The 26,915-nt window shown below is 69.3% G+C and carries 22 protein-coding genes and 5 tRNA genes; 19 read left to right on the top strand and 8 right to left on the bottom strand.

Features of this window, described 5'->3' with window-relative positions; translation table 11 throughout:
- Nucleotides 1-124 precede the first annotated feature (124 nt).
- The 5 genes from Q7X29_RS05660 (at nt 125) to Q7X29_RS05640 (ending at nt 3,955) form a co-directional block, all read left to right on the top strand.
- Nucleotides 125-1,141 carry an RNA-guided endonuclease TnpB family protein gene (locus tag Q7X29_RS05660; RefSeq protein ID WP_316573450.1) on the top strand — a complete coding sequence of 339 codons (1,017 nt, stop codon included), beginning with the start codon at nt 125-127 and terminating at the stop codon, nt 1,139-1,141.
- Nucleotides 1,057-1,239, top strand: a complete 183-nt coding sequence (locus Q7X29_RS05655; protein ID WP_316573706.1) for a zinc ribbon domain-containing protein — start codon at nt 1,057-1,059, stop codon at nt 1,237-1,239. The genes Q7X29_RS05660 and Q7X29_RS05655 overlap by 85 nt, the downstream gene beginning before the upstream one ends.
- A gap of 83 nt (nt 1,240-1,322) precedes the next feature.
- The gene (locus Q7X29_RS05650; RefSeq protein ID WP_218717525.1) at nt 1,323-1,631 is read left to right on the top strand and encodes a hypothetical protein; all 309 of its coding nucleotides are present in this window, start codon (nt 1,323-1,325) and stop codon (nt 1,629-1,631) included.
- The gene (locus tag Q7X29_RS05645; protein ID WP_316573449.1) at nt 1,631-2,911 is read left to right on the top strand and encodes a hypothetical protein; all 1,281 of its coding nucleotides are present in this window, start codon (nt 1,631-1,633) and stop codon (nt 2,909-2,911) included. The genes Q7X29_RS05650 and Q7X29_RS05645 overlap by 1 nt, the downstream gene beginning before the upstream one ends.
- A gap of 9 nt (nt 2,912-2,920) precedes the next feature.
- Nucleotides 2,921-3,955, top strand: a complete 1,035-nt coding sequence (locus Q7X29_RS05640) for a hypothetical protein (RefSeq protein ID WP_316573448.1) — start codon at nt 2,921-2,923, stop codon at nt 3,953-3,955.
- 56 nt (nt 3,956-4,011) lie between these two features.
- Here the strand turns inward: Q7X29_RS05640 and Q7X29_RS05635 are convergent.
- Nucleotides 4,012-4,085 (bottom strand) — tRNA-Asp (locus tag Q7X29_RS05635).
- 120 nt (nt 4,086-4,205) lie between these two features.
- On the opposite strand from Q7X29_RS05635, the gene Q7X29_RS05630 reads away from it, so the two are divergent.
- The 7 genes from Q7X29_RS05630 (at nt 4,206) to Q7X29_RS05600 (ending at nt 12,923) form a co-directional block, all read left to right on the top strand.
- Entirely contained in the window at nt 4,206-4,838 is a 633-nt protein-coding gene (locus tag Q7X29_RS05630) for a TetR/AcrR family transcriptional regulator (RefSeq protein ID WP_316573447.1), read from the top strand.
- A 30-nt stretch (nt 4,839-4,868) separates the two neighbouring features.
- Nucleotides 4,869-8,090, top strand: coding sequence for an acetyl-CoA carboxylase family protein (locus Q7X29_RS05625; RefSeq protein ID WP_316573446.1), 3,222 nt, complete (start codon nt 4,869-4,871; stop codon nt 8,088-8,090).
- A gap of 110 nt (nt 8,091-8,200) precedes the next feature.
- Nucleotides 8,201-9,421, top strand: coding sequence for an acyl-CoA dehydrogenase family protein (locus Q7X29_RS05620; RefSeq protein ID WP_218717530.1), 1,221 nt, complete (start codon nt 8,201-8,203; stop codon nt 9,419-9,421).
- On the top strand, nt 9,421-10,203 hold the full coding sequence (locus Q7X29_RS05615; RefSeq protein ID WP_316573445.1) for an SDR family oxidoreductase: 783 nt from the start codon (nt 9,421-9,423) through the stop codon (nt 10,201-10,203). Before Q7X29_RS05620 ends, Q7X29_RS05615 begins: the two co-directional genes overlap by 1 nt.
- Complete coding sequence (locus Q7X29_RS05610; RefSeq protein WP_316573444.1) at nt 10,196-11,233, top strand: phosphotransferase family protein; 1,038 nt, start codon at nt 10,196-10,198, stop codon at nt 11,231-11,233. Before Q7X29_RS05615 ends, Q7X29_RS05610 begins: the two co-directional genes overlap by 8 nt.
- Before the next feature lie 12 nt (nt 11,234-11,245).
- The gene (locus Q7X29_RS05605; RefSeq protein WP_218717532.1) at nt 11,246-12,229 is read left to right on the top strand and encodes an NADPH:quinone oxidoreductase family protein; all 984 of its coding nucleotides are present in this window, start codon (nt 11,246-11,248) and stop codon (nt 12,227-12,229) included.
- A 16-nt stretch (nt 12,230-12,245) separates the two neighbouring features.
- A complete protein-coding gene (locus Q7X29_RS05600; RefSeq protein ID WP_316573443.1) occupies nt 12,246-12,923 on the top strand; it encodes a TetR/AcrR family transcriptional regulator in 678 nt (225 codons plus the stop codon).
- Between the two features lie 41 nt (nt 12,924-12,964).
- On the opposite strand, the gene Q7X29_RS05595 is transcribed toward Q7X29_RS05600, so the two are convergent.
- From Q7X29_RS05595 to Q7X29_RS05580, 4 genes are all read right to left on the bottom strand, one after another.
- Nucleotides 12,965-13,041 (bottom strand) — tRNA-Phe (locus Q7X29_RS05595).
- A gap of 58 nt (nt 13,042-13,099) precedes the next feature.
- Nucleotides 13,100-13,173: transfer RNA gene (locus Q7X29_RS05590), tRNA-Asp, on the bottom strand.
- 27 nt (nt 13,174-13,200) lie between these two features.
- A tRNA-Glu gene (locus Q7X29_RS05585) sits at nt 13,201-13,273 on the bottom strand.
- Between the two features lie 92 nt (nt 13,274-13,365).
- A complete protein-coding gene (locus tag Q7X29_RS05580; protein WP_218717534.1) occupies nt 13,366-14,037 on the bottom strand; it encodes a TetR family transcriptional regulator in 672 nt (223 codons plus the stop codon).
- A 795-nt stretch (nt 14,038-14,832) separates the two neighbouring features.
- Between Q7X29_RS05580 and Q7X29_RS05575 the strand changes: the two genes are divergently transcribed.
- Nucleotides 14,833-14,908: transfer RNA gene (locus Q7X29_RS05575), tRNA-Lys, on the top strand.
- A gap of 196 nt (nt 14,909-15,104) precedes the next feature.
- Here the strand turns inward: Q7X29_RS05575 and Q7X29_RS05570 are convergent.
- On the bottom strand, nt 15,105-18,158 hold the full coding sequence (locus tag Q7X29_RS05570; protein ID WP_316573442.1) for a toll/interleukin-1 receptor domain-containing protein: 3,054 nt from the start codon (nt 18,156-18,158) through the stop codon (nt 15,105-15,107).
- 260 nt (nt 18,159-18,418) lie between these two features.
- Here Q7X29_RS05570 and Q7X29_RS05565 point away from each other — a divergent pair, with 260 nt between their 5' ends.
- The gene (locus tag Q7X29_RS05565; RefSeq protein WP_218717536.1) at nt 18,419-19,018 is read left to right on the top strand and encodes a DUF937 domain-containing protein; all 600 of its coding nucleotides are present in this window, start codon (nt 18,419-18,421) and stop codon (nt 19,016-19,018) included.
- Between the two features lie 229 nt (nt 19,019-19,247).
- The gene (locus Q7X29_RS05560; protein ID WP_218717537.1) at nt 19,248-20,204 is read left to right on the top strand and encodes an acyl-ACP desaturase; all 957 of its coding nucleotides are present in this window, start codon (nt 19,248-19,250) and stop codon (nt 20,202-20,204) included.
- Nucleotides 20,205-20,264: 60 nt separating this feature from the next.
- On the opposite strand, the gene Q7X29_RS05555 is transcribed toward Q7X29_RS05560, so the two are convergent.
- A complete protein-coding gene (locus tag Q7X29_RS05555; RefSeq protein ID WP_218717538.1) occupies nt 20,265-20,855 on the bottom strand; it encodes a hypothetical protein in 591 nt (196 codons plus the stop codon).
- Nucleotides 20,856-21,276: 421 nt separating this feature from the next.
- Here Q7X29_RS05555 and dusB point away from each other — a divergent pair, with 421 nt between their 5' ends.
- The 4 genes from dusB (at nt 21,277) to phoU (ending at nt 26,071) form a co-directional block, all read left to right on the top strand.
- Complete coding sequence (gene dusB, locus Q7X29_RS05550) at nt 21,277-22,440, top strand: tRNA dihydrouridine synthase DusB (protein WP_316573441.1); 1,164 nt, start codon at nt 21,277-21,279, stop codon at nt 22,438-22,440.
- A gap of 194 nt (nt 22,441-22,634) precedes the next feature.
- Nucleotides 22,635-24,707 (top strand): LCP family protein, encoded by a 2,073-nt coding sequence (locus tag Q7X29_RS05545; RefSeq protein ID WP_316573440.1) that lies wholly within the window; start codon nt 22,635-22,637, stop codon nt 24,705-24,707.
- 252 nt (nt 24,708-24,959) lie between these two features.
- Nucleotides 24,960-25,187 carry a hypothetical protein gene (locus Q7X29_RS05540; protein ID WP_316573439.1) on the top strand — a complete coding sequence of 76 codons (228 nt, stop codon included), beginning with the start codon at nt 24,960-24,962 and terminating at the stop codon, nt 25,185-25,187.
- Nucleotides 25,188-25,408: 221 nt separating this feature from the next.
- Nucleotides 25,409-26,071, top strand: a complete 663-nt coding sequence (gene phoU / locus Q7X29_RS05535) for a phosphate signaling complex protein PhoU (RefSeq protein ID WP_218715900.1) — start codon at nt 25,409-25,411, stop codon at nt 26,069-26,071.
- A gap of 62 nt (nt 26,072-26,133) precedes the next feature.
- Here the strand turns inward: phoU and pstB are convergent, their stop codons facing one another.
- Nucleotides 26,134-26,910, bottom strand: coding sequence for a phosphate ABC transporter ATP-binding protein PstB (gene pstB / locus Q7X29_RS05530; RefSeq protein ID WP_218715899.1), 777 nt, complete (start codon nt 26,908-26,910; stop codon nt 26,134-26,136).
- Nucleotides 26,911-26,915: the final 5 nt, after the last annotated feature.

Raw genomic sequence — 26,915 nt, 5'->3', positions numbered from 1 at the left:
ACGGTCGAGCCGACGACCGCCGACCTCGCGAAGCTGCGATCGAGGACGGCACGAGTGACAATGACCGGGTGAGACCGAACACTCCGGGGGAAGTGGCGACCTCCACCGCCGACGACGACGCGCGATGATCCGCGCGTTCGTTTTCGCACTCGACCCCACCGACGCGCAGGCCGATGCGATGCGGTCGCATTGTGGTGCACAACGCTTGGCCTTCAACTGGTGTCTGGCGCGTGTGCTGGCGAACTGGTCCCAACGCCGGGCCGAGGAGTCGTATGGCCTGGCGCCCGACGAGTTGACCCCATGGATCAGCGCCTCGGCGTACAGCTTGCGCAAGGCCTGGAATGCGGCCAAAGGCGAGGTGGCCCCGTGGTGGGCGGAGAACAGTAAGGAAGCGTATGCCTCCGGCTGCGCGAACCTCGCCACTGCGTTGAAGAACTACAGCGCCGGGCTCACGCGGCTACCTCGCTTCAAGTCGAAACATCGAACGCGTCCGACGTGCCGGTTCACCACCGGCGCATTCGGGCTGGGGGCCGATCGCCGACACATCAAACTGCCGGTGATCGGTCCGGTCCGCACCCATGAGTCCACTCGTAAGCTGGCGCGGAAGGTGGCCTGCGGGTCTGCCCGGATACGCTCGGCCACGCTGAGCTTCGGGAGGGGCCGATGGAGCGTGTCATTCTCGGTCGAGTTGCGGGACCCGGCCCCTCGTTCCCGTGCGGGGAACCGGACAGTCGGCGTCGACCTGGGAATCAAGTCGCTGGCCGTGCTGTCCACCGGCGAACAGGTGCCGAATCCACGACACCTCGACCGCATGCAGACGTCGTTGCGGCGGGTGCAGCGGCAGATCGCACGCCGACAGGGCCCCGATCGGCGCGGCGGTCTCATGCCGTCCCGGCGCTGGACCAAGGCCCATGCGCGAGCCGACACACTGCATACCCGAGTCGCGAACCGGCGCCGCGATACACAGCAAAAGCTGACCACCCGTCTGGTTGCCGAGTTCGACACGATCGTCATAAGACATGTTCCGGATGCGGCGCGGCGAAAGCCAAGCTCGCCCTGTCCGAACGCAGCTACGTCTGCAAGGCCTGCGGTTACACCCTCGACCGGGACGTCGACGCCGCGAGAAACCTCGCCGCGCTAGCGGCCGACACCGTACAGTTGGTGCGGGAGCAGCCCGAAGGAACTCCTGTCGGACACGACCTCGTCGTGCGGGGAGACTGCCTCGGGAAGAGTCACTGACTCAACCTCGTCGTCGCAAGACGGCGAGTCGATGACCGGGACACATTGTCTGGCTTCATGGAACGGAAGACATCGTGGCGGAAATGTCATTCGACCCATCAGCGCTCGACGCGTATCAGCGCGCTGCTGCTCGGGTCGCGGATCTACTCGGAGAAGCGGCGACGAGCACGACGACGGCGGCGGGGGTGGACCTGTCGGGGCTCGGGGTGCTGGGGAAGGAATTCGCGGCCGCGTGGACGGCGGCCGCGGGGGCGCACGCGTCGACGTTGAGTACCGCGGGGAATCTGGTCAGCGCGTATCAGGACATCCTGAATCAGTACGGCGCCAACGTCACCGGGGTCGACAGCGGGCTGGCGGGCGACCTGGGCGCGATCGAGAGCGAGGTGGCGTGATGCGCGCGAAATCCCTGGTCACCGAGACCACACTGAGCACGATCACGCAGGAGGAGGCCGAGGCCAAGATCGCGCCGGTGGTCGCCCTGCTCGAGGTGCCGCTGCTGGAGCTGCGGAAATCGCTGGGCTCCAACACCTCCGCCGACCCCGATACCGACGTGGTCAACGCCCTGACCACGGCCAGCGCCGCGACCAGCGCCACCGAGGACCCGCACCGGCTCGGCCTGTACGCGCTGGAGTCGACCGATACTGCGGCGCCCGCCACCCCGGCCCTGCGCCAGACCGCCACCGAGGTGTCGGCGGCCGCCGACCGCGGCCAGAAGCTCAGCACCCTGCTCGGCCAGGCGCATTCGACCCAGTCGACCGCGGCGGCCAAGGTCGACGCGATCATCGCCGACTTCCGCGCCAAGGCGAAGGCCGCCGCACCCGCGGTGAACGGCAACAACCTGGACGCGATCGTCGCGCTGGCGGAGGAGGCGATCCAGGAGGCCGTCACCGTCGTCGGGACCGCGAGCACCGAGATGGACGAGCACACCCGCAACACCAAGGAGCTGACCTCCGATCTCGGCGGCACCAACGGGGTCACCGTGCCGCCGGGCGCGGTCGAGGTGTCGCCGGGCGTCTACGTTCTCGGCACCGGCGGCACGTCGACGAACACCATCGATACCGACACGACCACGACCACCACCGATCCGGCGACGGCGGCGCAGATCGCGCTGCAGGAGGCGTTGATCGACGGTGGCGTCTCGCTGGGCACCGCGGCGATCGACGCGGGCGTCACCTTCGGCACGCATCTGATCGACAAGATCGCCGAGGTCGCGATGCACGGCATCGACAAGGGCGCCGAACTGGCGACCACCGGGATCGACACCCTCGCCGCGAATGTCACCGGCACGGGCACCGAGGGCACGGCGACCACGCCGGCCACGACGACACCGACGCCGACCAGCCCGTCCACCAACGGCGGCGGGAACTCCGGCGGCCTGTTCGCCGGCCTCGGCAACGGCGACACCACCACCAAACCGGAGACCTCCGGCGGCAACGGCACCGCGACCAAGCCCGCGCCCGCGGCGCCGACGACACCGGCGCCCACGGTGCAGTCGCCGGTCGTCGAGCAGCCCCAGCAGCAGGCCCCCGCCGCGCCCGCACCCGCGCAGCAGCAGCCGAGCCAGACCGGGGTGATTCCGCCGACGAGCCGTCCGCAACAGGATCAGGAGAGCGAGCGCCCGTCGGCCGCGCCCAAGCACGGGCAGCCGGGAGTCGTCCCGGCTACGGCGTAAGGGCGCCGGATGGACAACCCGTTCGGGGCCTATTTCGCCTCGCCCGCCGATCCGGCGCGCCGTCGTCCGCAGGGCAAACGGCGACGCCGGCGGCGGCGTGAGGCCGAGCCGCAGACCATCGGCACCAATCCGGAGACCTGGCCGCCACCGGAGCCGGAACACTACGACGACGTTCCCGGCGCGCTCACCACCGCGCCGACCGAGCCGATCTATCGCACCGCCGCCGAGGAGGACGGGTTCACCGGCGACTGGAACGACTGGAACGACGAGGCGCCCGTCGAGGAACCGCCGCGCCGGACCGACGACGTCGACTGGAACGACTGGGCCACCGCCACCGCGACCGAGCAGAGCGGTGATCGGGTCGAGATGCCGGTGCTGCCGCGGCTCAAGGACTTCGGTGGTGGCGGCCCGATCGCGCGCAGGCCACGCAAGAAGTACGACGACGAACGCTACGACGATCCGCACGGCCGGGCGAAGGCCGCCGCCGCGGTGAAGGGCATCGTCGGCGCGCTGATCTTCGTGGTGGTGCTCGGTCTGGCGGCGAACATCTTCCTCGGCTCGGGCGACAAACCGGTCGCGGCGAAACAGGCCTCCGTCTCCGGTTCGCCGACCACGGGATCCACCGCGACCACCGTCGCCCCGCTGCCCGCGCACGCGGTGGCGGGCTGTGAGTCCTTCCGCAGCCAGTCCATCACGATCAGCGCCGAACGCGGCGACACCGCCACCCCGCAGGGCGCCATCCTCGGCTTCGAATACAGCTACTACGTCGACCGCGATGCCGCGAAGGCCCGCACCTACGTCACCGACGACGCTCACGTGGGCGACGAATCAGCCCTGGCCGCAGGCATTTCCACCTTCCCCACCGGCGTCAAGTACTGCATCCACATCACCCGCGCCGACTCCACCGACCCCACCGTCTGGAACGTCACCGTCCAGCAGCAGTGGCCCGGCGACACCGCCATCGAGAAGATCCAGCAGACCATGCGCACCGCCGAGGTGGCCCCCGGCCGCTACCGCATCACCAGCATCGACCACCGCCGCTGACTTCGCCCCCGAACGCAGAAATCCCCGCACCGATGCTCGATGCGGGGATTGTCTTGCGACCCTGACGGGACTCGAACCCGCGACCTCCGCCGTGACAGGGCGGCGCGCTAACCAACTGCGCCACAGGGCCGTGATGTATCGCTACATCGCGGGTGGACTGTACCCGGTGGAACGGTGTGGGCGGTAATCACGCAGGTGGGGCCCGCGAGGAAGCGTTGACATTGACGTCAATGTCAACGACACTCGGGCGGTGACCACGAGTGCGGCGCAGGAGCGGGCCCGGTCGGCCCGCAAGGACAGTGGTGGGCCACGGCGGGGCGAATTGCTCGACGCGGCGGCGGGGTGTTTCGCCGAGCTCGGGTACGACCAGACCTCGGTGGAAACGATCACCACGCGGGCGCGGGTCTCGCGGGCGACGTTCTACGCGTACTTCTCCTCCAAAGACGAGGTGTTCCAGGCGATCACCGAGCGGGTGTGCGCGCGGTTCCTGGACGCGCAACTGGTGGTCGACGTCGCGGTCACCGCGCCTGCGGAGGTCATCGCCGCCACCACGCGGGCGTTCGCGGAGGCGGTGTTCGCCAACGGCGCCCTGGGGACCTTGATCGAGCATCGCGCCGACGTGGACCCGGCGATCGGCGCGCAGTGGACCCGGATGCGGGAACGCCTGCGGCAGCGGTTCATCACCTTTCTCGAACGCGTCGACGCCGAGGGCGCGATCGACCCGTGCGCGCCGCTGCCGCGCATCGTCGAAACCCTGTCCGACGCACTGCTCATCGGCGCCGCCCGCGTACGCGCCGACGAGCGCGCCCAGTTCGTCACCGACCACATCGCCATCGCCCACCGGCTGATCGGCTTCACCGAGCAACCCCACCGAGCTCCCTGACCGGCACGGTCGACGACATCGAGGACGCCCATGACCCTGTTGATCGCCAATCGCGGCGAGATCGCCCTGCGCATCATCCGCACCGCCACCGAACTCGGCCTGCGCACCGTGGCGGTCTACGCCGAGGACGACGCCGCCACTCCCCCTGTGCACGCGGCCGACGAGGCGATCTGCCTGACCGGCGCCGGACCCGCACCGTATCTCGACCATGTCGCGATCCTGGCCGCCGCCAAGGAATCCGGCGCCGAGCTCATCCACCCCGGCTACGGCTTCCTGAGCGAGAACGCCGAGTTCGCCAGGGCCTGCGCGGCGGCGGGCCACACCTTCGTCGGCCCCGACCCCGCCGTCCTTGACCTGTTCGGCGACAAGTCCGCGGCCCGCCGGAGCGCCGACGCCGCCGGCGTCCCCGTGCTGCCCGCCACCGCGGGCGCGAGCACGCTCGCCGAGGTCGGCGCGTTCTTCGCGGCCCAATCCGGCCCGATCATGATCAAGGCGCTGGCCGGTGGCGGTGGGCGCGGCATGCGCGTGGTGCGCACCGCCGCCGAGCTCGACGACGCCTACCGGCAGTGCGCCGCCGAAGCGGAGCTCGGCTTCGGCGATCCGGCGGTGTTCGCCGAGGCGCTGATGACCGACGCCCGGCACATCGAGGTGCAGGTCGTCGCCGCGGCGGCCGGCGACGGCACCACCGCGCTCGCGCTCGGCGACCGGGATTGCAGTGTGCAGCGCAGGCATCAGAAGCTGATCGAAATCGCTCCGGCGCAGGGTCTTCCGGACGAGCTGCGCCGTGGCCTGCACGAGGCGGCGGCCCGGCTGTGCGCGCGGGTCGGCTATCGCGGCCTGGCCACCGTCGAATTCCTGGTCGCCGGTGACCGTTTCGTCTTCCTGGAGGTCAATCCGCGCATCCAGGTGGAGCACACCGTCACCGAGGAGGTGACCGGGGTCGACCTGGTCGCGGTCCAGCTCGACATCGCCCGGGGCGCGACCTTCGACGCGCTGGGCCTGCCGAGCGGAATCGTCTCGGACGGAACCCGAGCCGAAGGGGAACCGGCCGCCGCCGACGGCATCGCCATTCAGGCCAGGGTGAACATGGAGACCATGGCGCCCGACGGATCGGCGGTGCCGACGGCGGGCACGCTGACCGCCTTCGCCCCGCCCACCGGTCCGGGCGTGCGCGTCGACACCTTCGGCCGACCGGGCCTCACCCCGAGCCCGCGCTACGACTCGCTGCTGGCCAAGGTGATCACCCGCACCAGGGGGAACTCCTTCCCCGCCGCCGCGCGCAAGGCGGCGACCGCACTGGCCGAATTCACCGTCGACGGCCTCCGCACCAACAGCGGCTTCCTGCGGGAAGTGCTCACCGACCGCCGATTCCAGACCGGCACCGTCACGACCTCCTATCTCGGCGAGCACCTGGCCACGCTGGTCGCGGCGGCCGAGGCCGGGCAGCCGGAGCTCGCGGTCGCGGCGGTCGAGCTGTATCCGGGGCAGGAGGCGGTGCGGGCGCAGCTGGCGGGCACCGTGGTCGAGGTGACCGGCGAGGATGTCGAGATCGCGGCGGGCGGACAGCTCGTCGTGCTCGAGGCGATGAAGATGCAGCACGTGCTCGCCGCACCGGCCGCCGCGCGCACGGTCCGGGTGCTGGTCCGCCCGGGCCAGGTCGTCGCGCCCGGCGATCCGCTGGTGATCATCGCCCCCACCGGTGCCGACGCCACCGGCGCCGCGCAGGCCGAGCTCGACCCGGCGCGCGCCCGGGCCGACGTCGACGAGATCCGCGCGCGCCACCGCGTCACACTGGACGAAGCTCGCCCGGACGTGGTGGCCAAGCGACACCGGCTCGGCCGCCGCACGGCCAGGGAGAACATCGCCGACCTGGTCGACCCGGGCAGCTTCGTCGAGTACGGCGCGCTGGCCGTCGCCGCGCAGCGCAGCAGGCGCTCCGAGCAGGACCTGATCGCCAACACCCCCGCCGACGGCCTGGTCACCGGGTTGGCCACCATCGGCGCGGACCGCTTCGGCACTGCGGCCGCCGAGGCCGTGGTGGTCTCCTACGACTACACCGTGCTCGCGGGCACCCAGGGCAAGAACAATCACGCCAAGACCGACCGCGCCTTCGAGCTGGCCGCCCGCAAGCGGGTGCCGGTGGTGCTGTTCGCCGAGGGTGGTGGCGGCAGGCCCGGCGACACCGACGTGACCGGCATGGGTCTGGACGTGCCGACCTTCCGCGCGCTCGCCGCGCTGCGCGGGTGGGTGCCGCTGGTGACGATCGTGTCGGGCCGCTGCTTCGCCGGCAATGCCGCGCTGGCCGGGGTCTGTGATGTCATCATCGCGACGCCGGACGCCAATCTGGGCATGGGCGGCCCGGCGATGATCGAGGGCGGCGGGCTCGGCGTGTACCGGCCCGAGGACATCGGGCCGATCGAGGTGCAGCGGCGCAACGGTGTCGTGCACCTGGTGGCCCGCGACGAGGCGCACGCGGTCGCGCTGGCCAAGCAGTACCTCGGCTATTTCCAGGGCCCGGTCGAGGACTTCGAGGCGCCCGATCCGCGCCTGGCCCGGCATGTGGTGCCGGAGAATCGCCTGCGCGCCTATGACATCCACCGCGCGATCGAGGCGATCGCCGATTTCGGCTCGATCCTGGAACTGCGGCCCGACTACGGAGTCGGCGTCGTCACCGCGCTGGTCCGGGTCGACGGCGTGCCGTTCGGCCTGGTGGCCAACAGCAGTCATCATCTCGGCGGCGCCATCGACGCCGAGGCCGCCGACAAGATGGGCGACTTCCTGGGATTGTGCGAGTCGTTCGGGTTGCCGATCGTCTCCCTGTGCGACACACCGGGATTCATGGTCGGCCCGGACGCGGAGCGGACCGCGACGGTGCGCCGGTTCAGCGATCTGTTCGTACTCGGCGCCCGGCTGACCGTCCCCTTCGGCACCATCATCCTGCGCAAGGGCTACGGCCTGGGCGCGATGGCGATGGCGGCCGGGCACTTCCGCGCGCCGAACTTCACCGTCGCCTGGCCGACCGGCGAGATCGGGCCGATGGGGCTCGAGGGCGCGGTGCGTCTGGGCTTCCGCAAGGAGCTGGCCGCCGTCGCGGATCCGGCCGAGCGCGAGACGCTGTTCGGGCAGCTGCTCGCCCTGGCCTATCAGCAGGGCAAGGCGCTCACCGCGGCGACCGGGTTCGAACTCGACGACGTGATCGACCCCGCCGACACCCGTGCCTGGATCACCACGCTGGTCCGGAATCGGCCGTGAGGTAGCCCCGGCACCGCCCGGCCGGGCGATCGCACACCCATAAACTTGAAGTTGACGTCAACTTCTAATAGGTTCGCTGACAAGTCACCGCCGACCATCGGGAGCACCCCATGTCGCTGTTCGATCTCTCCGAGCGCGCCGAGAAATACCGCGCGGACCTGCTCGTTTTCATGGACGAGCACGTCTACCCCGCCGAAGCCGTCTACGACGAGCAGATGCGGGAGTCCGGCGACCCGCACTTCCAGCCACCGATCCTCGAGGAGCTCAAGGCCGAGGCCAAGCGGCGCGGTCTGTGGAATCTCTTCCATCCGCATCCCGGTCGCGGCCCCGGCCTGACCAACCTCGAGTACGCGCCGCTCGCCGAGATCATGGGCCGCAGCCATCTCGCCTCGGAGGCCTGCAACTGCAACGCCCCCGACACCGGGAACATGGAGGTGCTCGAGCTGTTCGGCACCGAGGAGCACAAGAAGAAGTATCTCGAACCGCTGCTCGACGGCACCATGGCCTCCGCGTTCGCGATGACCGAACCCGGCGTGGCCAGCTCCGACGCCACCAATGTGGAACTGTCGATGGTGCGCGACGGCGAGGAGTACGTCCTCAACGGCCGCAAATGGTTCGCCACCAACGCCTTGCACCGCAACTGCAAGGTGCTGATCGTGATGGGCAAGACCGATCCGACCGCCGCACCGCACCGACAGCAGTCGATGATGGTCGTCCCGATCGACGCGCCGGGCGTCACGATCGTGCGCGGTTTGCCGGTGTTCGGCTACCAGGAGCGCGAAGGCCACGCCGAGATCGATTTCACCGATGTCCGCGTGCCGGTGGCCGACGTACTGAAGGGTGAGGGCGAGGGCTTCGCGATCAGTCAGGCCCGGCTCGGGCCCGGCCGCATCCACCACTGCATGCGCAGCATCGGCATGGCCGAACGCGCGCTGGAGATGATGTGCAAGCGGGCGCAGTCGCGCGTCACCTTCGGCAAGCCGATCGCCGAGAACGCCAATATCCAGGACTGGATCGCCGAGTCGCGCATCGAGATCGAGATGATCCGGCTGCTCACGCTCAAGGCCGCGCACCTGATGGACACCGTCGGCAACAAGGAAGCCCGCACCGAGATCGCCGCCATCAAGGTGGCCGCGCCGACCATCGCGCTGAAGGTCCTCGACCGCGCGATCCAGGTACACGGCGCCGGTGGCGTCACCGACGACTTCCCCCTCGCGATGGCCTGGGCCCAGCTGCGCACCCTACGCCTGGCCGACGGCCCCGACGAGGTGCACAAGCGCGCCATCGCGCGCCAGGAACTGAGCAAGTACCGCAGCAAGGAGAGCAACTGATGACCGGACTCGACCTGACCGGGCGCACCGCCATCGTCACCGGCGCCTCGCGCGGCATCGGGCTGGCGATCGCCCGGTCCATCGCCGCGGCGGGCGGGACCGTCGTGCTGACCGCGCGCACCCAGGAAGCCGCCGACGCGGCCGCCGCGCAGGTGGACGGCACCGCCCTCGGTGTCGCCGCGCACGCCACGGACGAGGAAGCGGCCCGCCGGTGCGTCGAGCTGACCGTGGAGCGCTTCGGCAGCGTCGACATCCTGGTCAACAACGCGGGCACCAACCCCGCCTTCGGCCCGGTGACCGGCCAGGACCACGGGCGGTTCGCCAAGACCTTCGACGTGAACGTGTGGGCACCGATCCTGTGGACCTCGCTGGTCACCGCGGCCTGGATGGGCGAGCACGGCGGCGCCGTCGTGAACACGACGTCGATCGGCGGGCTGACCATGGAGCCCGACATCGGCCTGTACAACGCGTCCAAGGCCGCGCTGATCCATCTGACCAAGCAGATGGCGCTGGAGCTGTCGCCGAAGGTGCGCGTCAACGCGATCGCGCCGGGCGTCGTCCGCACCAAGCTGGCCGAGGCCCTGTGGAAGAACCATGAGGAGTCGGTCGCCGGCGCCACCGCGCTGGACCGGATCGGCGAGCCCGAGGACATCGGCGCCGCCGTGGCGTTCCTCGTCTCCGACGCCGCGAGCTGGATCACCGGCGAGGTCATGGTGATCGACGGCGGGCAGCGGCTCGGCGACGCGCCGCTGTTCCGGAGCGGAGCATCGCTCGGTGTCTGACACACGTGACGTCGTCGGGATCGACCCGGCCGTGGTGACCAGCTGGTTCGGCACGCTCGGCATCGAGTGCGCCGCACCGCTGCGCTTCGACCGGATCGGGCTCGGCCAATCGAACCTGACCTACCTGGTCACCGATGCCGAAGACCGGCGGTGGGTATTGCGCAGGCCGCCGCTCGGCACGTTGCTGGCCTCGGCCCACGATGTGGTGCGGGAAGCGCGGATCATCGCCGCGCTCGAGTCCACCGAGGTGCCGGTGCCACGGATCTTCGGGGTGCTCGCCGATCCGGACGTGGTCGACGCGCCGCTGGTGCTGATGGAGTACGTCGACGGGCAGGTGGTCGACACCATGCCGATCGCGGAATCGCTCACACCGCAGCGCCGCCGGGCCATCGCGGAATCGCTGCCGCGCACGCTCGCGCGCATCCACGCGGTCGACCCGGCCGCCGTCGGCCTGGCCGACCTCGCCGCGCACACCCCGTACGCGCCGCGTCAGCTCAAGCGCTGGAGCGGTCAGCTGGAACGGTCCAAGACCAGGGACCTGCCCGAGCTCGACGACCTCACCCGCCGCCTCGCCGCCGCGGTACCGGAGCAGACCGAAGTGTGTCTTGTGCACGGCGATTTCCATCTCCGCAACGTCATCACCTCGCGCGAGACCGGCGCCGTGACGGCCGCGCTGGACTGGGAACTGTCCACCCTCGGCGACCCGCTGGCCGATATGGGCAGCATGCTCGCCTACTGGGCGGAGCCGGGCGAGCTGATCGGCGGCGACTTCCCCGCGTCCGCGCTCGACGGCTTCCCGAACCGCGCCGAGATGTCGCGGATGTACCTCGAGCTGACCGGCCGCGACCCGGCCGCGCTGCGGTACTGGCAGGTCCTGGGCCTGTGGAAGCTCGCGATCATCGCCGAGGGCGTGCTGCGCCGGGCACAGGACACCCCCGCGAACAAGGCGGCGGCGGGCACGCCGACCGTCGAACGCATCGATGCCGTGGTGCGGCTGGCCCGCGACGTCGCCGACGACGCCGGAATCTGACAGGAGATCATCATGAAGGCTTGGCAGGTGCGCGAACTCGGCGAACCGCGCGAGGTACTGCGGCTCGACGACGTCGACGACCCCGTCGCGGGCCCCGGCCAGGTGCTGGTGCGGGTACTGGCCGCCCCGGCCAACTTCCCGGACGTGCTGCTGTGCCGAGGGCAGTATCAGATCAAGCCGCCGCTGCCGTTCACGCCCGGTGTGGAGCTGTGCGGCACGGTGGTGGCGGTGGGCGCCGATGTCACCCGGTGCGCGGTCGGCGATCGGGTCGTCGGCACCACGACGTTGCCCGGCGGCGCGTTCGCCGAACTGGCGGTCCTGGACGCGGACAACGTCTTTCCCGCACCGGCGGCGCTCGACGACGCCGAGGCGGCCGCGCTGTCCATCGGCTACCAGACGAGCTGGTTCGCGCTGCACCGGCGCACCCAGCTGATGGCGGGCGAGACGCTGCTGGTGCACGCGGCCGCGGGCGGCGTCGGCAGCACCGCCGTGCAGCTGGGCAAGGCCGCGGGCGCGACGGTGATCGGCGTGGTGGGCGGGCCGGACAAGGCCGAGTACTGCCGCCGCCTCGGCGCCGACCTCGTCATCGATCGGCACACCGAGGACTTCGTGCCGATCGTGAAGGAGTTCACCGGCGGGCGCGGCGCGGACGTGATCTACGACCCGGTCGGCGGCGACGCCTACGCCAAGTCGACCAAATGCGTCGCCTTCGAGGGCCGCATCCTGGTGATCGGCTTCGCCGGCGGCACCATCCCGCAGCCCGCGCTCAACCACGCGCTGATCAAGAACTACTCGATCATCGGTCTGCACTGGGGCCTGTACAAGCAGTACAACCAGCAGGCGATCGCGGACTGCCACGCCGAACTGACCCGGCTGGCCGCCGAGGGACAGCTGAAACCGCTGATCAGCGAGCGGCTTTCGCTGGCCGAGGTGCCCGATGGCCTCGGCAGGCTCGGCGACGGCAGCACGGTCGGTCGCGTCGTCTTCCAGCCCTGAGCGCTATAAATACTGCATGGACGACACCGACAGCGAAGGCGCGCTGCCCTCGATGGCGCGCACTTCGCTGCTGCGTGAACTACCCGCCACCCCGCGCGGTCTGCGGACGCGGGCGGCCCTGATCGACGCGGGCCGCAAGGTCTTCGAGCGGCTGGGTTATCTCGACACCCGGCTGGTCGACATCACCCAGGAAGCCAACTGCTCCTCGGGCACCTTCTACACCTATTTCGCCGGCAAGGAAGAGATCTTCGCGGCGATCCTGGAGCACGCCCAGGAGGACATGCTGCATCCCGGTTTGCAGCATGTGGCCGGTGACGACGACCCGGCCTCCATCGTCGAGGCGAGCAACCGCGCCTACTTCGAGGCCTACCGGCGCAATGCCAAGCTGATGGGCCTGCTCGAGCAGGTCGCCACGATCGATCCCGAGTTCAGCAAGCTGCGCCAGAACCGCGCCGACGCCTTCATCCAGCGCAACGCCCGCAGCATCGCCGACCTGCAGCAGCGCGGCCTGGCCGACCCGGATCTCGACCCGATGCTCACCTCCCGCGCCCTCTCGGGCATGGTCAGCCGCCTGGCCTTCAACTACTTCGTCGTCGCCGACGGCCACCTCGACGGCGAACCCCGCCCCCTGGAAGACATCGTCTACACCGTCACCCGCCTCTGGGTGAACGCCCTGCGCATGCCCACCCGCTGACGAGAAAATCCCCTCGACCAGGAACTGGTGAGGGGATTTCGTGGTGGCCAGGGCCGGGATCGAACCGGCGACCTTCCGCTTTTCAGGCGGACGCTCGTACCAACTGAGCTACCTGGCCGCAGGCACCCGTACTGAATGCCATACGCGAAGCGCCGGATCACTCCGGCGCTTACTTGCGACCCTGACGGGACTCGAACCCGCGACCTCCGCCGTGACAGGGCGGCGCGCTAACCAACTGCGCCACAGGGCCTTGCTGTACTACACAGTCCGAAGACTGTACCCCCTACGGGATTCGAACCCGCGCTACCGCCTTGAAAGGGCGGCGTCCTAGGCCGCTAGACGAAGGGGGCTCGTCCCGGATCTCTCCGGACCGGCTTTCAACGTTTCCGTTGGGAGCTCGCATAGCTTATGACAGGTGTGCGCAGACTTCCAAATCGGCTGGTCAGGCGCCCAAACCGAGGTCGTCCAGGCGCGCCTGAGAACGCCACCCGTCGCTGCGGAAGTTCTGGATCCACACCGGGGTCGCCATCGCCTCCACGATAACCTCCAGCACCTCGGCGAACCGGGCGCGCAGGTCGGCGGCCGACCCGTTGGCGATCGGGTCGACCAGATAGCGCTGGCCGGCCAGGGCCGCGGAGAGGGTGCGGGTGAAGCGATCGGGGTCGGCGTCGGCACGCAGCTGTCCGTCGTCGATCGCGCGCACCGCCAGCACCCGGGTGGCCCGGCCGACGATGCGGCCGCCACCGTTGCCCGCGTCGCGGTGGAACTCGGGCTCGATCACGAGCCGGTACTCGGCCTGCACGATGGTGTCGTGCTCGAGCCGCAGCGCGATCTCGTCGACCATCCCATGCAGGACGTCGAGCGGCCCCAGATCGGCGCGGGCCAGCCAGCGCTCCGCACAGATGCGGTAGCGCTCGACCGCGGTCTCCAGGACCGCGCGCGCCAGATCCTCCTTGGAGTCGAAGTGGAAGTACATCGCGCCCTTGGTCGCGCGCGAACCCTCCAGAATGCGGTTGAGGGATGCCGCGGCATATCCACTCTTCCCGAACTCGACGGCCGCGGACTTGATTATCGCCGCGCGTGTCCGGCGCGCCCGCTCTTGCTGCCGTGCCATGCTCGAAACGCCTCCGAACCTTCTCGTCGCTAACGATCAATAACCAACCGATAGCGCGAATTGTGGTTTTATTACATACTTTCGGTATGAAATCTCGCAGAAAAGCCGGTACCCCTCCGGCTGGTATAGTTCGCCTGCCCGAGTGCGCCGCAGGGGGTGCACACTCGGGCCCAACTACCTGTGAGAACCGCCTCCTCCTGCGGTAACGACTGCCCCTTTGCCGAAGATTCGCGCGCCCACCGCGTGTGCCCCGGCACTTCGAACCCTCGATGAATTCCGCGACACCGCACCCAGCACCGGGCCGTCGGATAACGCAGCACCCGTGATTGTTCCGAAATTCACCAGGCGATCACCGTACCCGCATTCCGCAGCCGACACGCGGCAAATGGAACACCCATCCGAACATCCGGTTCGGTTATCCAGTCCAGCAAACGAGGCGCAACCGAATTGGTTTCGTAAGCTACGAATTCCATAGGCGCACAGCCCGGTTGACCCGGCCCACCACCCGCGCGCGAACCCCCTGCTGTTCGCCCGCCGGTCGCGAGACCCGCGCCCACACCGGACCACCTCATCGGCCACGAAACCCCTGCTCATCGAAAACTGTTGCGATACAACAGTATTCGATACCATGCCGACACCGGAAGCGCGAACGGTGATGGGTACCAGTTGTTTACCACGAATCGTCGGACTCCGACGGTTCGTTACCGGCGCCCACCAGCGCCGACCCCGGGCCGCGACGGGGCCGGGGACCGGTATTCGGCCCGACGGCACGGTGTCGGTTAGACTCCCCACCGCGCCCCTTTAGCTCAGTTGGTAGAGCTGGTGACTTTTAATCACTAGGTCGTAGGTTCGAGTCCTACAGGGGGCACCATGATTTTCCTGGTTGACCTGCGGGGATAGGCACTGCGAGCCATCGAGGCCGCCCGCAGGCCAGGACTTCGCGCGGGTACCGCCGCCGAGACATCCCGCCGACAATCACTCCCGAGGCTCGCTCGTCGAGATTCCCCGTGCGTGGACCCGAGGTCCGCCGGTGCGAGTTCTTGTGATTCCCGCCACGCTCAGCGGTGTCATCCTTCGTCCGGACGGGGCGCAAGGCCAGGGCAGCCGGAGCGATATTCCAGGTCGGGGGAAACCCAATCCGCCCACTGCTGCCGACTCATCTCGAAAGTCAGTTTGTCGCACAGCAGGTCCGCCCAGGTGGTGGGACCGGGCCAAGTCCACAGGGCCGAGTTGTTGCCGAAGTCCTGACTCCTGGTGAGGACGCCCGAACCGTCCGCGTAGAGCCAGACGCTCTCGATCCAGCCCGGTGACCCGTGCAAGGGTTCGCCGAGGGGGTGGCCGTCGCCGAGGTCCCAGAAACGCAAGGTCTGATCACTGGAACCGGAGACGATGTAGCGGCTGTCGGCACTGATCGCCACGCTGCGCACCATCGCGGTGTGGCCTTCCATCGCGGGGCCGAGTTGCTCGCCGGTCCGCAGGTCCCACCGGCGCAACGTGGTTTCCTCACCGGTGACGAAGCGGGAACCGTCGGGAGCCATCGCCACCGACCAGATCGACGTCGCCTGGATTTCTTTGACGAGCGCTCCGGTGCGCAGATCCCACAGGCGGACCGAATCGGGGCTGTGCGTCAGCAGGCGAGTGCCGGTGGCGTCGAACTCGAGGCTGCTGAGGTCTGAGGTGTGGCCGGTCATCGGTTCGCCGATCGTGGCGCCGGTCTCGGTGTTCCACAGGCGTACGGTCCGGCCGTCGGTGCCGGCGAGAAGGCGACCGTCCGAGCTGAGTACGACCCCATCGGCATCGGGCAGCCCTTCGAACGGGCCGCCGACGGCGGCCGCGGTCTCGGTGTCCCACAACTGGAGGACGTTGGCCAGCGTGACAGTGGCCAGACGCGCACCGCCGGCATCGAATTCCAGCGCACTGACCGGCTCCGCGAAACCGGTCAGCGGGCGACCGATTCGCGCACCGGTCGCGGTGTCGTAGAAGGTGACGGTCTTGTCCGGCCCGGCGACCGCGACGAGACGGCCGTCTCCACTGAGCGCGGCGCGGGCGCCGGAGCCGTCGGGGAAGTCCACCAGAGCGAGACTGTCGCCGGTCTGCGTGTCCGTCAGCCAGACCGTGGCGGTCCCCTCTTCCATCTTCACGAACCGCCGACCGTCCCTCTCGAACGCCAGCACGGGACCGAAACCCGGCTTGGGGGATCCCGCTGCCTGCTGCCAGGGAGCGCCGAGCGACCCGGAACCGGGGGTGCCGACGTTCCACACGCGCATCGTTCCGTCCCCCGCCGTGGAGGCCAGGCGCCGGCCATCAGGGCTGAAGGCCACACCCATGACCATCCCCGCATGGCCGGTCAGCGGCTGCCCTTCGGCACGCCCGGAGCCGACGTCCCACAGCCGGACCGTGTTGTCGGACGACCCGGATGCCAACGTGCTGCTGTCCGGACTGAACGCGACGGATTGGACCGCATTGACGAGCACCTCGTTCCCGACCAGCGGTGTGCCGACAGGCTGACGTGTCCGCGCATCCCAGAGCAGCAGCGCCGTACCGAATTCGGGCGCCACTTCCGCCGCCTTGGCCAATCCGACGCTGCCGGACGCGATGCGCCGGCCGTCGGGGCTCCACGCGACCGATTTCACCGGATAGGTGTGCCGGCGCAAGGTCTCGGGGCCGTCCCCGGGGGACCCGACCTTCCAGATCCGCACGGTGGTGTCCTCGCCGCCCGAGACGAGGTCGCGCCCGTCCGGGCTGAATGCCACGGCGTGCACCGGTCCGTCGTGGCCGGTGAAGACCGCCGTCCGGCCGTCGGCGATATCCCACCACCGGATCGTGCCGTCCTTTCCGGAGGCTGCTATCGACCCGCCGTCCGGCGAGAAGGCGACGCTGTTCGGGGCCGTGTCGTAACCGGCCAAGGGCGTGCCTACGAGCCTGCCCGTCTCGACGTCCCAGATCCGGATCGGGCCGTCACCGGTGGCGGCGGCGATCCGCCGACCATCCGGGCTGAACGCCGCGGCGAACAGCGCGCGTGATCCGGGCGACGGCGCCTCGAAGTCCCGATCGATCCGAGATCCGGTCGCCGCGTCCCAGAGCCGCATCTCGATGCCGATGGTCAGGATTCGGTCGCCGACCGGGCTGAACGCTATGCCCATGTCCGGCTTGACCGTCCGGATGTAGTCGCCCAGCACCCCGAGGTCCTCGGGCAGGTAGAGCGGATCGTAGGGCTTGCCCGTCTGCACGATCTTGTCCACCGCCACTTCGGCATTCAGCGTCCGCAGCAACGCTCCCTCGTCGAAGTCGGGCGTGATCTGGCGCGCGGCCAGCGTCTGCTGGATCGCGCGCACGTCGTCGCGTGGTCGGGCACCGCCCAGCATCGACTCGGTGTCGGAGATCAACCGCAGCCCGATCGCCTGGTTGCGTTGGCGCACCGCCTCCTGCTGGCGGTCGATGGCGATGAACGCGGCGACCAAGGCGAGGACGGTGAGCAGCACCAGCCCGGCGACGGCGGCGCGACGCAACCGCCGGAATCTCCGCTGTTCCCGCAGATCCTCCCCCGCCAGTTCGTATTTCGGCTTGCCGTGGATCGGCGCCGCCAGGTCGGTGAGCTTCTCGCGGAAGAGCGCGGCTCGCGGGTCCCATGGGGCGTCCTCGGTGACGTCGACGTAGAGGGGCTCGGTGGGCAGTGACCCCGGCTGGGTCAGGACCGGTAGCGCCACGGTCGAGCGCGCGGGGTCGAAGCGGTGGGTGTCGCGGTCCCACTTCACCTGTCCGCCGGCGACGACGAACAGCAGCTGATCCGGTCCGCGGGTGCGCAGCCAGTAGCCGATCTCGCGGTCGACCCACTCCGACGCGGCCGAATGCGGGGACAGCACGACGATGCAGTAGCGGGCCTGGTCCATCGCCTCGGCGACCTTGCCCCACAGATCGGGACTGGCGGTCAGGTCGGTCGCGTCGCGGAACACACGCAGGGCGTGCAGGCGGCCCACGCGGCGGCCGATGCGGTGCAGACCGCGCTGGATGCCGGCGGCGATCGCGCGGTCGGCGTGCGAATAGGACAGGAAGGCGTCGTAGGCCGGAGGCGGCGCCGGACTCGGCGGCGGATCCGCCGCGATCATCGTCTGCTCGGCCATCGTCCTCACTCCCAACGCCCTTGGCTCGTTTTCTCCACGGTCCGACTTCGGCGGGCGCGGGGCACGCGTACCCGGCTACTCGGGTTCGGCGGCGGCCGACTCCCACGGGGCGGATGGCCAACGTCACGTGGCGACGCGCCAGACGCAGACGCCGCCGAAACCCCCGGTTCCGCCATCTCGGTCCCCTACCCTGAGCCCGACCCGGGCACTACCGGGCCGAGCACGCGCAGCGTGCGACTACCTCGACACAGGCGGAGCCGATGACTTCCTTCGATGACCTGCTCTCCCAAGTACCGATCGCCCAGATCGCCGACCAGCTCGGCGTCGACCAGGCGACCGCGACCAACGCCGTCCAGGCCGCGCTGCCGACGCTGCTCGGCGGGCTGCAGGCCAACGCGGCCGAACCGCAGGGCGCGGCGTCGCTGCTGGGCGCGCTCGACAACCACGGCGGGCTCGTCGAGGGCGAGGGCGCCGTCGATCTGCAGCAGGTGGACGTCGCCGACGGCGAGAAGATCGTCGACAACGTCTTCGGCGACGAGAAGAACACCGTCATCAGCGCCCTCGGCGGCACCGGCGGGACCGGCGGCAACGACCTGATCGGCAAGCTGCTGCCGATCCTGGCGCCGATCGTGCTGGCCTATGTCGCCAAGCAGCTCACCGGCGGTGGCGGCGCGGCCGCGCCCGCGCCCGCCCCGCAGCCGCAGGCCTCCGGCGGCGGCCTCGGCGATCTGCTCGGCGGGCTGATCGGTGGCAGCACCAGCAGCGGCGGGCTCGGCGGCGTGATCGGCGAGGCGCTGGCGAAGAACGCGGGCGGCGGTCTGGGCAGCATTCTCGGCGGCCTGCTCGGCGGCAAGCGCTGAGAGGTTTCCCACCGGGAGCTAACACCGTGCGGCCCGCAGCGATAGTCCCTACGCTGCGGGCCGAACACCTAGACTCGTCAGCACGACGAGACGGCGTCGGACGAGGTTGTGGCGTTGCTCAAACTCGGCAGAATTCCGCTCAGTTGCGTTTCGCATCACACCTACGGTGCCGTAAGGTATGGCCGCATCGCGACGTTCGACCGTAAGCACGACAGCGAAGGGTTTTTACATGGCAAGGGATCTGACTCAACTCGAACTGCTCACAGAGTTGGAGCCGGTTGCCGAAGAAAACGTCAACCGGCACCTGTCGCTGGCCAAGGAATGGCATCCCCACGACTACGTCCCGTGGGATGAGGGCCGCAACTTCGCCGCCATGGGCGGCGTCGATTGGGATCCGGAGCAGTCCAAGCTCAACGAGGTCGCCAAGGCGGCCATGATCACCAACCTGCTCACCGAGGACAATCTGCCGTCCTACCACCGTGAGATCGCCGAGAACTTCTCCCAGGACGGCGCCTGGGGCACCTGGGTCGGTCGCTGGACCGCCGAGGAGAACCGGCACGGCATCGTGATGCGCGACTACCTGGTGGTCACCCGCGGTGTGGACCCGGTCGCCCTCGAGAACGCCCGCATGATCCACATGACCAACGGATTCGCCTCCCCCACCGAGGTCGACGCCGGCTTCCTGCACTCGGTCGCCTACGTGACGTTCCAGGAGCTGGCCACTCGCGTGAGCCACCGCAACACCGGCAAGGTCTGTGACGACCCGATCGCCGACCGCATGCTGCAGCGCGTCGCCGCCGACGAGAACCTGCACATGATCTTCTACCGCAACCTGTGCGGCGCGGCGCTGGACCTGAGCCCCGACCAGGCGATCGAGGCCATCTCCCTGATCGTGGAGAACTTCCAGATGCCCGGCGCGGGCATGCCGAACTTCCGTCGCAACGGCGTGCTGATGGCCAAGCACGGCATCTACGACCTGCGTCAGCACCTCGAAGAGGTCGTGCAGCCGGTGCTCAAGAAGTGGAACATCTTCGAACGGACCGACTTCACCGCGCGCGGTGAGGCCACCCGTGAGCGGCTCGCCGCCTTCCTCGACAAGCTGGGCCAGGATGTGCTCAAGTTCGAGGAGCAGCGCGACAAGATGCTGGCCCGCGAGGCCAAGAAGCTCGAGCTGGCGCGCGTCTAGCCGACAACCACACAGCGCCGCCCCCGTGTTCGGAGGGCGGCGCTGTTGTCGTCGGTGGGGCTACTTGGTCGGCAGGGCGCCGTCGGTGCTGCCGACGTCGGTGATCTTCCAGTCCTTGCCGGCGTCGACGGTGATGTTGTAGGTGACGGTGTTGCGCAGGCCGTCGGGATTCTGGGCGTTGGTGGTGCTGACGTCGACGAACGCGGCCACCTTGTAGACCTCGCCCTCGTGCGACATCACCTTGGCGGTGATCGGCGTCGCGCTGGAGGTCCACTTCAGCGGGACGATGATCTGCTCCAGCTTGTCGCCGGTCGCCTCGAACTTGCTGGACAGCTCCGGCGAGGTGCCCGCCTTCAGTTTGGCCACCCAGGCGTTGACGTCCTGATAGTTCAGCGTCGCCGAGCCGACGGCATAGTCGAGCGCGATCTGCTCGGCCTTCGCGTCGTCGGCGTTCTGGGCCTCGATATCGGAGAGCTCGGAGCGCGCCGAGCCGAGCAGCACGCCGAGCACGATCGCGATGATCGCGAGGACGGCGATGACAGCGCCGCCGATCAGCGACGAGATCTGCACGGCGACCGTCCCCTTGTCCGGCCGCGCGGGCGCGGCGGCGGGCTCGGTCGGGTCGGTGGCGTCGTCAGCGGGTTCGGCCATGGGTGGTTTCTCCGATTACGTGGGGACAGCGCACCGCCGGAGGCGACGGTGCCAGCAGTCACAGGTTACTGAGCCGTAGCGCGCGCAGCGATCGGCCACGGCCGAACGCTGTCGTGTTGCTCACACCCGACCGCTCGCGAGGGCGGTCATGATGCTGTAACCACACGAAACAGGTAGTGGGCGATATCGATCACACTCGCGCCGCTCAGCCCCCGAAGTGCTGCGGTCAGCCCGCGACGCCGGTCAGCGGGCCGAACAGATCGCCCCGCAGCGCCGGCCCCTCGGGCAGCGTGGCGGGCGGAACGCAGAAGGCGTGCCCGGCCGGGGCCGGGCGCGTCGCGGTGCTCGGTTCGGGTGCTCGTTCTCGCTGTGATCGGCCGCACCAGGGCTTTTTTCGGTCGCGACCTCGGGTGATGAGACAATGGCCAGCGTGACTACGACGATGCCCCAGGTGACGACGCCGCTGCGGATCGGGCCCTACCCGGTCGATCCGCCCGTGGTGCTCGCCCCGATGGCGGGCATCACCAACCGCGCGTTCCGCACCTTGTGCCGAGAGTTCGGCAGCGCGACGTCTATCTACGTCTGCGAGATGATCACCGCCCGCGCGGTGGTCGAGCGCAACGAGAAGACGCTGCACATGATGTCGTTCGACGACGACGAGAACCCGCGCTCGATGCAGCTCTACGGCGTCGATCCGAAGACGCTCGGCGAGGCGGTGCGGATCATCGTCGGCGAGGGCTGGGCCGATCACATCGACCTCAACCTGGGCTGCCCGGTGCGCAAGGTGACCCGGCTCGGCGGCGGCTCGGCGCTGCCGTACAAGCGCAGGCTCTTCGCCAATATCGTCAAGGAGATGGTCGCCGCGGCCGAACCCGCAGGCGTGCCGGTGACCTTCAAGTTCCGCATCGGCATCGACGACGACCACCTCACCTACCTCGACACCGGCCGCATCGCCGAGGCCGAGGGCGCGGCCGCCGTCGCCCTGCATGCCCGCACCGCGGCCCAGCTGTACTCCGGCGCGGCCGACTGGTCGGCCATCGCGCGGCTCAAGGAAGCCGTCACCACCATCCCCGTGCTCGGCAACGGCGACATCTTCTCCGCCGACGACGCCCTGCGGATGATGAACGAGACCGGCTGCGACGGCGTCGTCGTCGGCCGCGGCTGCCTCGGCCGCCCGTGGCTGTTCGCCGAACTCAGCGCCGCGCTGCGCGGCGAGCCGATCCCCGACGGCCCGACCCTGGGCCGCGTCGGCGAGATCCTGATCCGGCACGCGACCCTGCTCACCGCCCACGACGGCGAGGACAAGGCGATGCGCGACATCCGCAAGCACATGGCCTGGTATCTGATGGGCTTCCCGGTCGGCTCGCAGCTGCGCCGCAGCTTCGCCACCGTGTCCCGGCTCGCTCAGCTCGAGGACCTCGTCGCCCAGCTCGACCCCGCGGTCCCCTTCCCGACCGACGCCCTCGGCCCCCGCGGCCGCCAGGGCTCCCCGCAGACCAAAGTCGCCCTCCCCGACGGCTGGCTCGACGACCCCGAGGACGACACCGTCCCCGCCGCGGCCGACGTGATGCACAGCGGCGGCTGATTTCTCCCCTGCCGACCTTCCGCTTTCCCCGCCGGTCAGAGCGTCGCAACGAGATCGTCAGCGAATCTGTTGTGCACAGGAGTGGCCACTCGTGGCGGAATCGTTATCATTGCGGACATCGTTCGGCTGCGGTTCGACTCGGAGCCGGGACGATGACGCGCATGCTGCGGCAGCTAGAGAAGTGAGGTTCGTTGGTGGGTGACGATCGGCGTGGGCGAACGCCCCGGCCCGGAAGTCGCGCCCCCTGGGAGCGCTATCCGACGGCCGAACCCACCGAGCAGCCGGAGCCGGGCGCGCGACGTTCCCGGCACGCGGACGCGACCCAGGACCCCGGTGCGGCCCCACTGACGGTGCAGGACCTCGTCGACCGGGTCGACAGCGAACGAACCCGGCGCGGCAGGCGCAACGCCGCCCCCGAGGCCGAGGGTTCGCGTGCGGGCCGCCGCGCTCGCGAGCAGGCGCCCCGGCCCACCCAGCGCCCCGATCTATCCCCGCGCGCCGACAGCTCGCCCGTCGTCGACGACATCGTGGGCGCCCCCCATCGCGCCGAATCCCCCGCCGACCGCACCGCGACCACCGCACTGCCCGCCCAGACCCCCGAGGCGGGCCGCGCACCGCGCAAGCCGACCCCGCCCCGCCGGACCCACGATCCGATCGGCGACCCGGCCACCGACATCCTGCCCGCGGTCTCCGCCGAGCCGCCGCAGCGCGCCCGGCCGGTCAAGTCCGCGGCGGGCGCCGCACCGCCGCGCCGCCCCGACGCCGACGGCCGCCGCGGCAAGCAGGCGCGGATGGCGGGCCGGGTCGCGTGCACCTTCTTCGCGGTGCTGGCACTGGTCGTCACCGGTGGCGGCTGGAGCTACCTGCGTGCCACCAACAACAGCTTCACCCAGGTCTCGGCCCTCGACGGCGCCACCGAGGACGTGCTCGACGGCGACATGCAGCTCGGTGACGAGAACTATCTGATCGTCGGCACCGACACCAGGGCGGGCGTCAACGCCGACCTGGGCGCGGGCACCACCGACGACGCCGAAGGCGCGCGCGCCGACACGGTCATGCTGGTGCACATCCCGAAGAACCGTTCGCGTGTCGTCGTTGTCTCCTTCCCCCGTGACCTCGACGTCACCCGGCCACAGTGCGCGGGCTGGGACAACGAGAAGGCCGCCTACACCGATCAGAAGTTCCCCTTGGCGATGGGCGACAAGCTCAATGCCGTCTACGCGCTCGGCGGCCCCCGCTGCCTGGTCGACGTGGTGCGCAAGATGTCGGGTCTGAGTATCGGCCACTTCATCGGCATCGACTTCGCCGGATTCCAGGCAATGGTCGACCAGGTCGACGGCGTCGAGGTCTGCTCCACCAAGCCGATCATCGACGGCGTACTCGGCACGGTCCTGGAGACTTCGGGCAAGCAGCGCGTCAACGGTGAGACCGCACTCAACTACGTGCGCGCACGCCATGTCGTCGGCGAGGAGCGCAGCGACTACGACCGGATCCACCGGCAACAGCAGTTCCTGGCCGCCCTGCTCCGCGGGGCGTTGTCGAGCAAGGTGCTGCTCGACCCGGGCAAGCTGCAAGGCTTCGTCGAAGCGTTCCGGCAGCACACGTTCGTCGACGGCGTCGGCACCCAGGACCTGATGCTGCTCGGCCGATCGCTGCAGAAGGTCAATGCCGGTGCGGTGACGTTCATTACCGCGCCGACCGCAGGGACCACCTCGTACGGCAACGAGATTCCGCGCGAGTCCGATATCAAGGCGATCTTCCGCGCGATCATCGACGACCAGCCGCTGCCCGGGGAAGAGACCGCCCCGCCGGTCACGAGCTCGGCCGAACCGCCGCCGACGCAGGCGCCCAAGGTGCAGGCCGTCAGCCCTGGGTCGGTGTCGGTTCGGGTATCCAACGGAACCGGCCGCACCGGCGTCGCACAGCAGGCCGCCAACAAGCTCAGCACGATGGGTTTCGGGATCTACAGCGTCGGGAACTACCCCGACGGCAGCGAGTCGACGGTGGTGCACTACTCGATGGGCAACGAGGCGGCGGCCGCGACTGTGGCCAGTTCGATCCCCGGCGCGGTCATCGAACGCGACGACACCCTGGACGGGATCGTCGAGGTCATCCTGGGCTCGAGCTTCGCCGGACAGGTCCGTACCCCCACCGCGGTCGGTACCGAAATCCCCAACGTGGAGACCGGCAAAGCGATCGCGGCCGCACCGGTGGCCCTCCCGTCCGACCTCGAGCACATGAACGCGGCCGACACCAGCTGCGACTGACCCGCCACGCAGCCATCCGCCACCACCCCAGCGTCGGGTGCCGGGCGTCTGATCAGGTCGCTGCGGGCAAGATCCATTCCCCCATCGAGCGCTGCCCACTTCGTCGTGACATTTTGTGGTGTATGTCACACCATGGAACCGGGTGGCTTTCCCTCGCGTCCAAGTGTGTAGATCAACCGAACACCATTGGCGCGGAAGGGAATTGAGTCTCCGACTCAATCGGGCCGTGCTGTCGACTGTGGGGAGAAAGCTATGAAGAAGACGATTTCGGCCGCCCTCGTTATCGGGGCAGCCGCTGTGGGGATCACGACCCTGTTCCCAGGAGTCGCGGCCGCAGTCGAAATGGACGGACTCTACGCGTCCTCGGACGAATGCTGGGCCGCGATCCGGGCCAAGACCCAAAACGGCACCTACGACGCCCCGCCGTTCACGTACTACTGCGCGCAAACGCCGAGTGGATACTGGATCATCACCCGCTAGTTCGGACGGCGACGGGTTCCCGGGCGGCCTCAGCGGAGGCTGTCGGCCGGCCGGGTGACCTACCCGCGGTCCGAAAGAGAACCGCAGCGCCGCATGGGGGCCGATCCGCTGCCGACGAGACCTTTACGTAGCAAACCCCGCTGAGCTGGCACGACACTGCCACACGGCATTAACCCGCCGTTGGGTGACAGCGCCGAGGGTACCCACTAGGGTCTGCAATCATGCGTGTCATCTACAACGAGCAAATGGCCGATCTCGCCAATCTTCTGGGCGAGATGGCCGGTCTCGCTGGCCAGGCGATGGAACAGGCCACCCAGTCGCTGCTGCAGGCCGACCTCGCCCTGGCCGAGCAGGTCATCGGTGAGCAGGACCGGATCTCGGTGATGATCACCGAGGCCGAGGAGAAGGCCTTCGCCCTGCTCGCGCTGCAGGCCCCCGTCGCGGGCGACCTGCGCCAGGTGGTGAGCGCCATCCAGATCGTCGCCGACGTCAACCGGATGGGCGCGCTGGCATTGCACGTGGCCAAGGTGACCCGGCGTCGCCATCCCAACCACGCCCTGCCCGAGTCGGTCAACGGCTACTTCGCCGAGATGGGCCGGATCGCGGTCAACATGGGCGCGGGCGCCAAGGAGGTGCTCGAGACCCGCGATCCCGAGCGCGCCGCCCAGCTCAACCAGGACGACGAGGCGATGGACGATCTCCACCGCCACCTGTTCACCCTGCTGATGGACCGGGAGTGGAAGTACGGCGTCGCCTCGGCCGTCGACGTCACCCTGCTCGGCCGCTACTACGAGCGCTTCGCCGACCACGCCGTCGAGATCGGCCGCCGCGTCATCTTCCTGGTGACCGGCGTCCTGCCCGGCGACGAGGATCTCGAAAGCTAGGACACGGCAACGAGAAAGCCCCCGCACTCCGATCGGAGGCGGGGGCTTTCTCGTGGTGGTGTCTAGCCGAAGCGGCCGGAGATGTAGTCCTCCGTGGCGCGCTGGGTGGGGTTGGAGAAGATCTTCTCGGTGTCGTCGATCTCGATCAGCTTGCCGGGCTTGCCCTGGGCCTCGAGGTTGAAGAAGCCGGTCTGGTCACTCACCCGCGCGGCCTGCTGCATGTTGTGGGTGACGATGACGATGGTGAATTCCTTCTTCAGCTCGGTGATCAGGTCCTCGATCGCCAGGGTGGAGATCGGGTCCAGCGCCGAACAGGGCTCGTCCATCAGCAGCACGTCGGGCGAGACCGCGATCGCGCGGGCGATGCACAGACGCTGCTGCTGACCACCGGAGAGGCCGCCGCCCGGCTTGTCGAGCCGGTCCTTGACCTCGTTCCAGAGGTTGGCGCCGCGCAGCGAGCGCTCGGCGACCTCGTCGAGTTCCTTCTTGTTGCGCACGCCCTGCAGCTTCAGACCCGCCACCACGTTGTCGCGAATGGACATGGTGGGGAACGGGTTCGGGCGCTGGAACACCATGCCGATGGTGCGGCGCACGCCGACCGGGTCGATGTTGGCGCCGTAGATGTCCTCGCCGTCGAGCAGCACCGCGCCCTCGACGCGGGCGTTCGGGGTCACCTCGTGCATCCGGTTCAGCGAACGCAGCACGGTCGACTTGCCACAACCGGAGGGACCGATGAAGGCGGTGACGCTGCGGGGCAGCACGGTCAGCTCCACGCTCGACACAGCGTGGAAGGCGCCGTAGTAGATGTTGAGATCTTTGACGTCGATCCGCTTGGCCATCTGAG

This window comes from Nocardia canadensis (assembly GCF_032656385.1).
Taxonomy (GTDB): Bacteria; Actinomycetota; Actinomycetes; order Mycobacteriales; family Mycobacteriaceae; genus Nocardia; species Nocardia canadensis.
The sequence above is the reverse complement of the archived record's forward strand: the minus strand, read 5'-3'. Positions and strand labels throughout refer to the sequence as shown.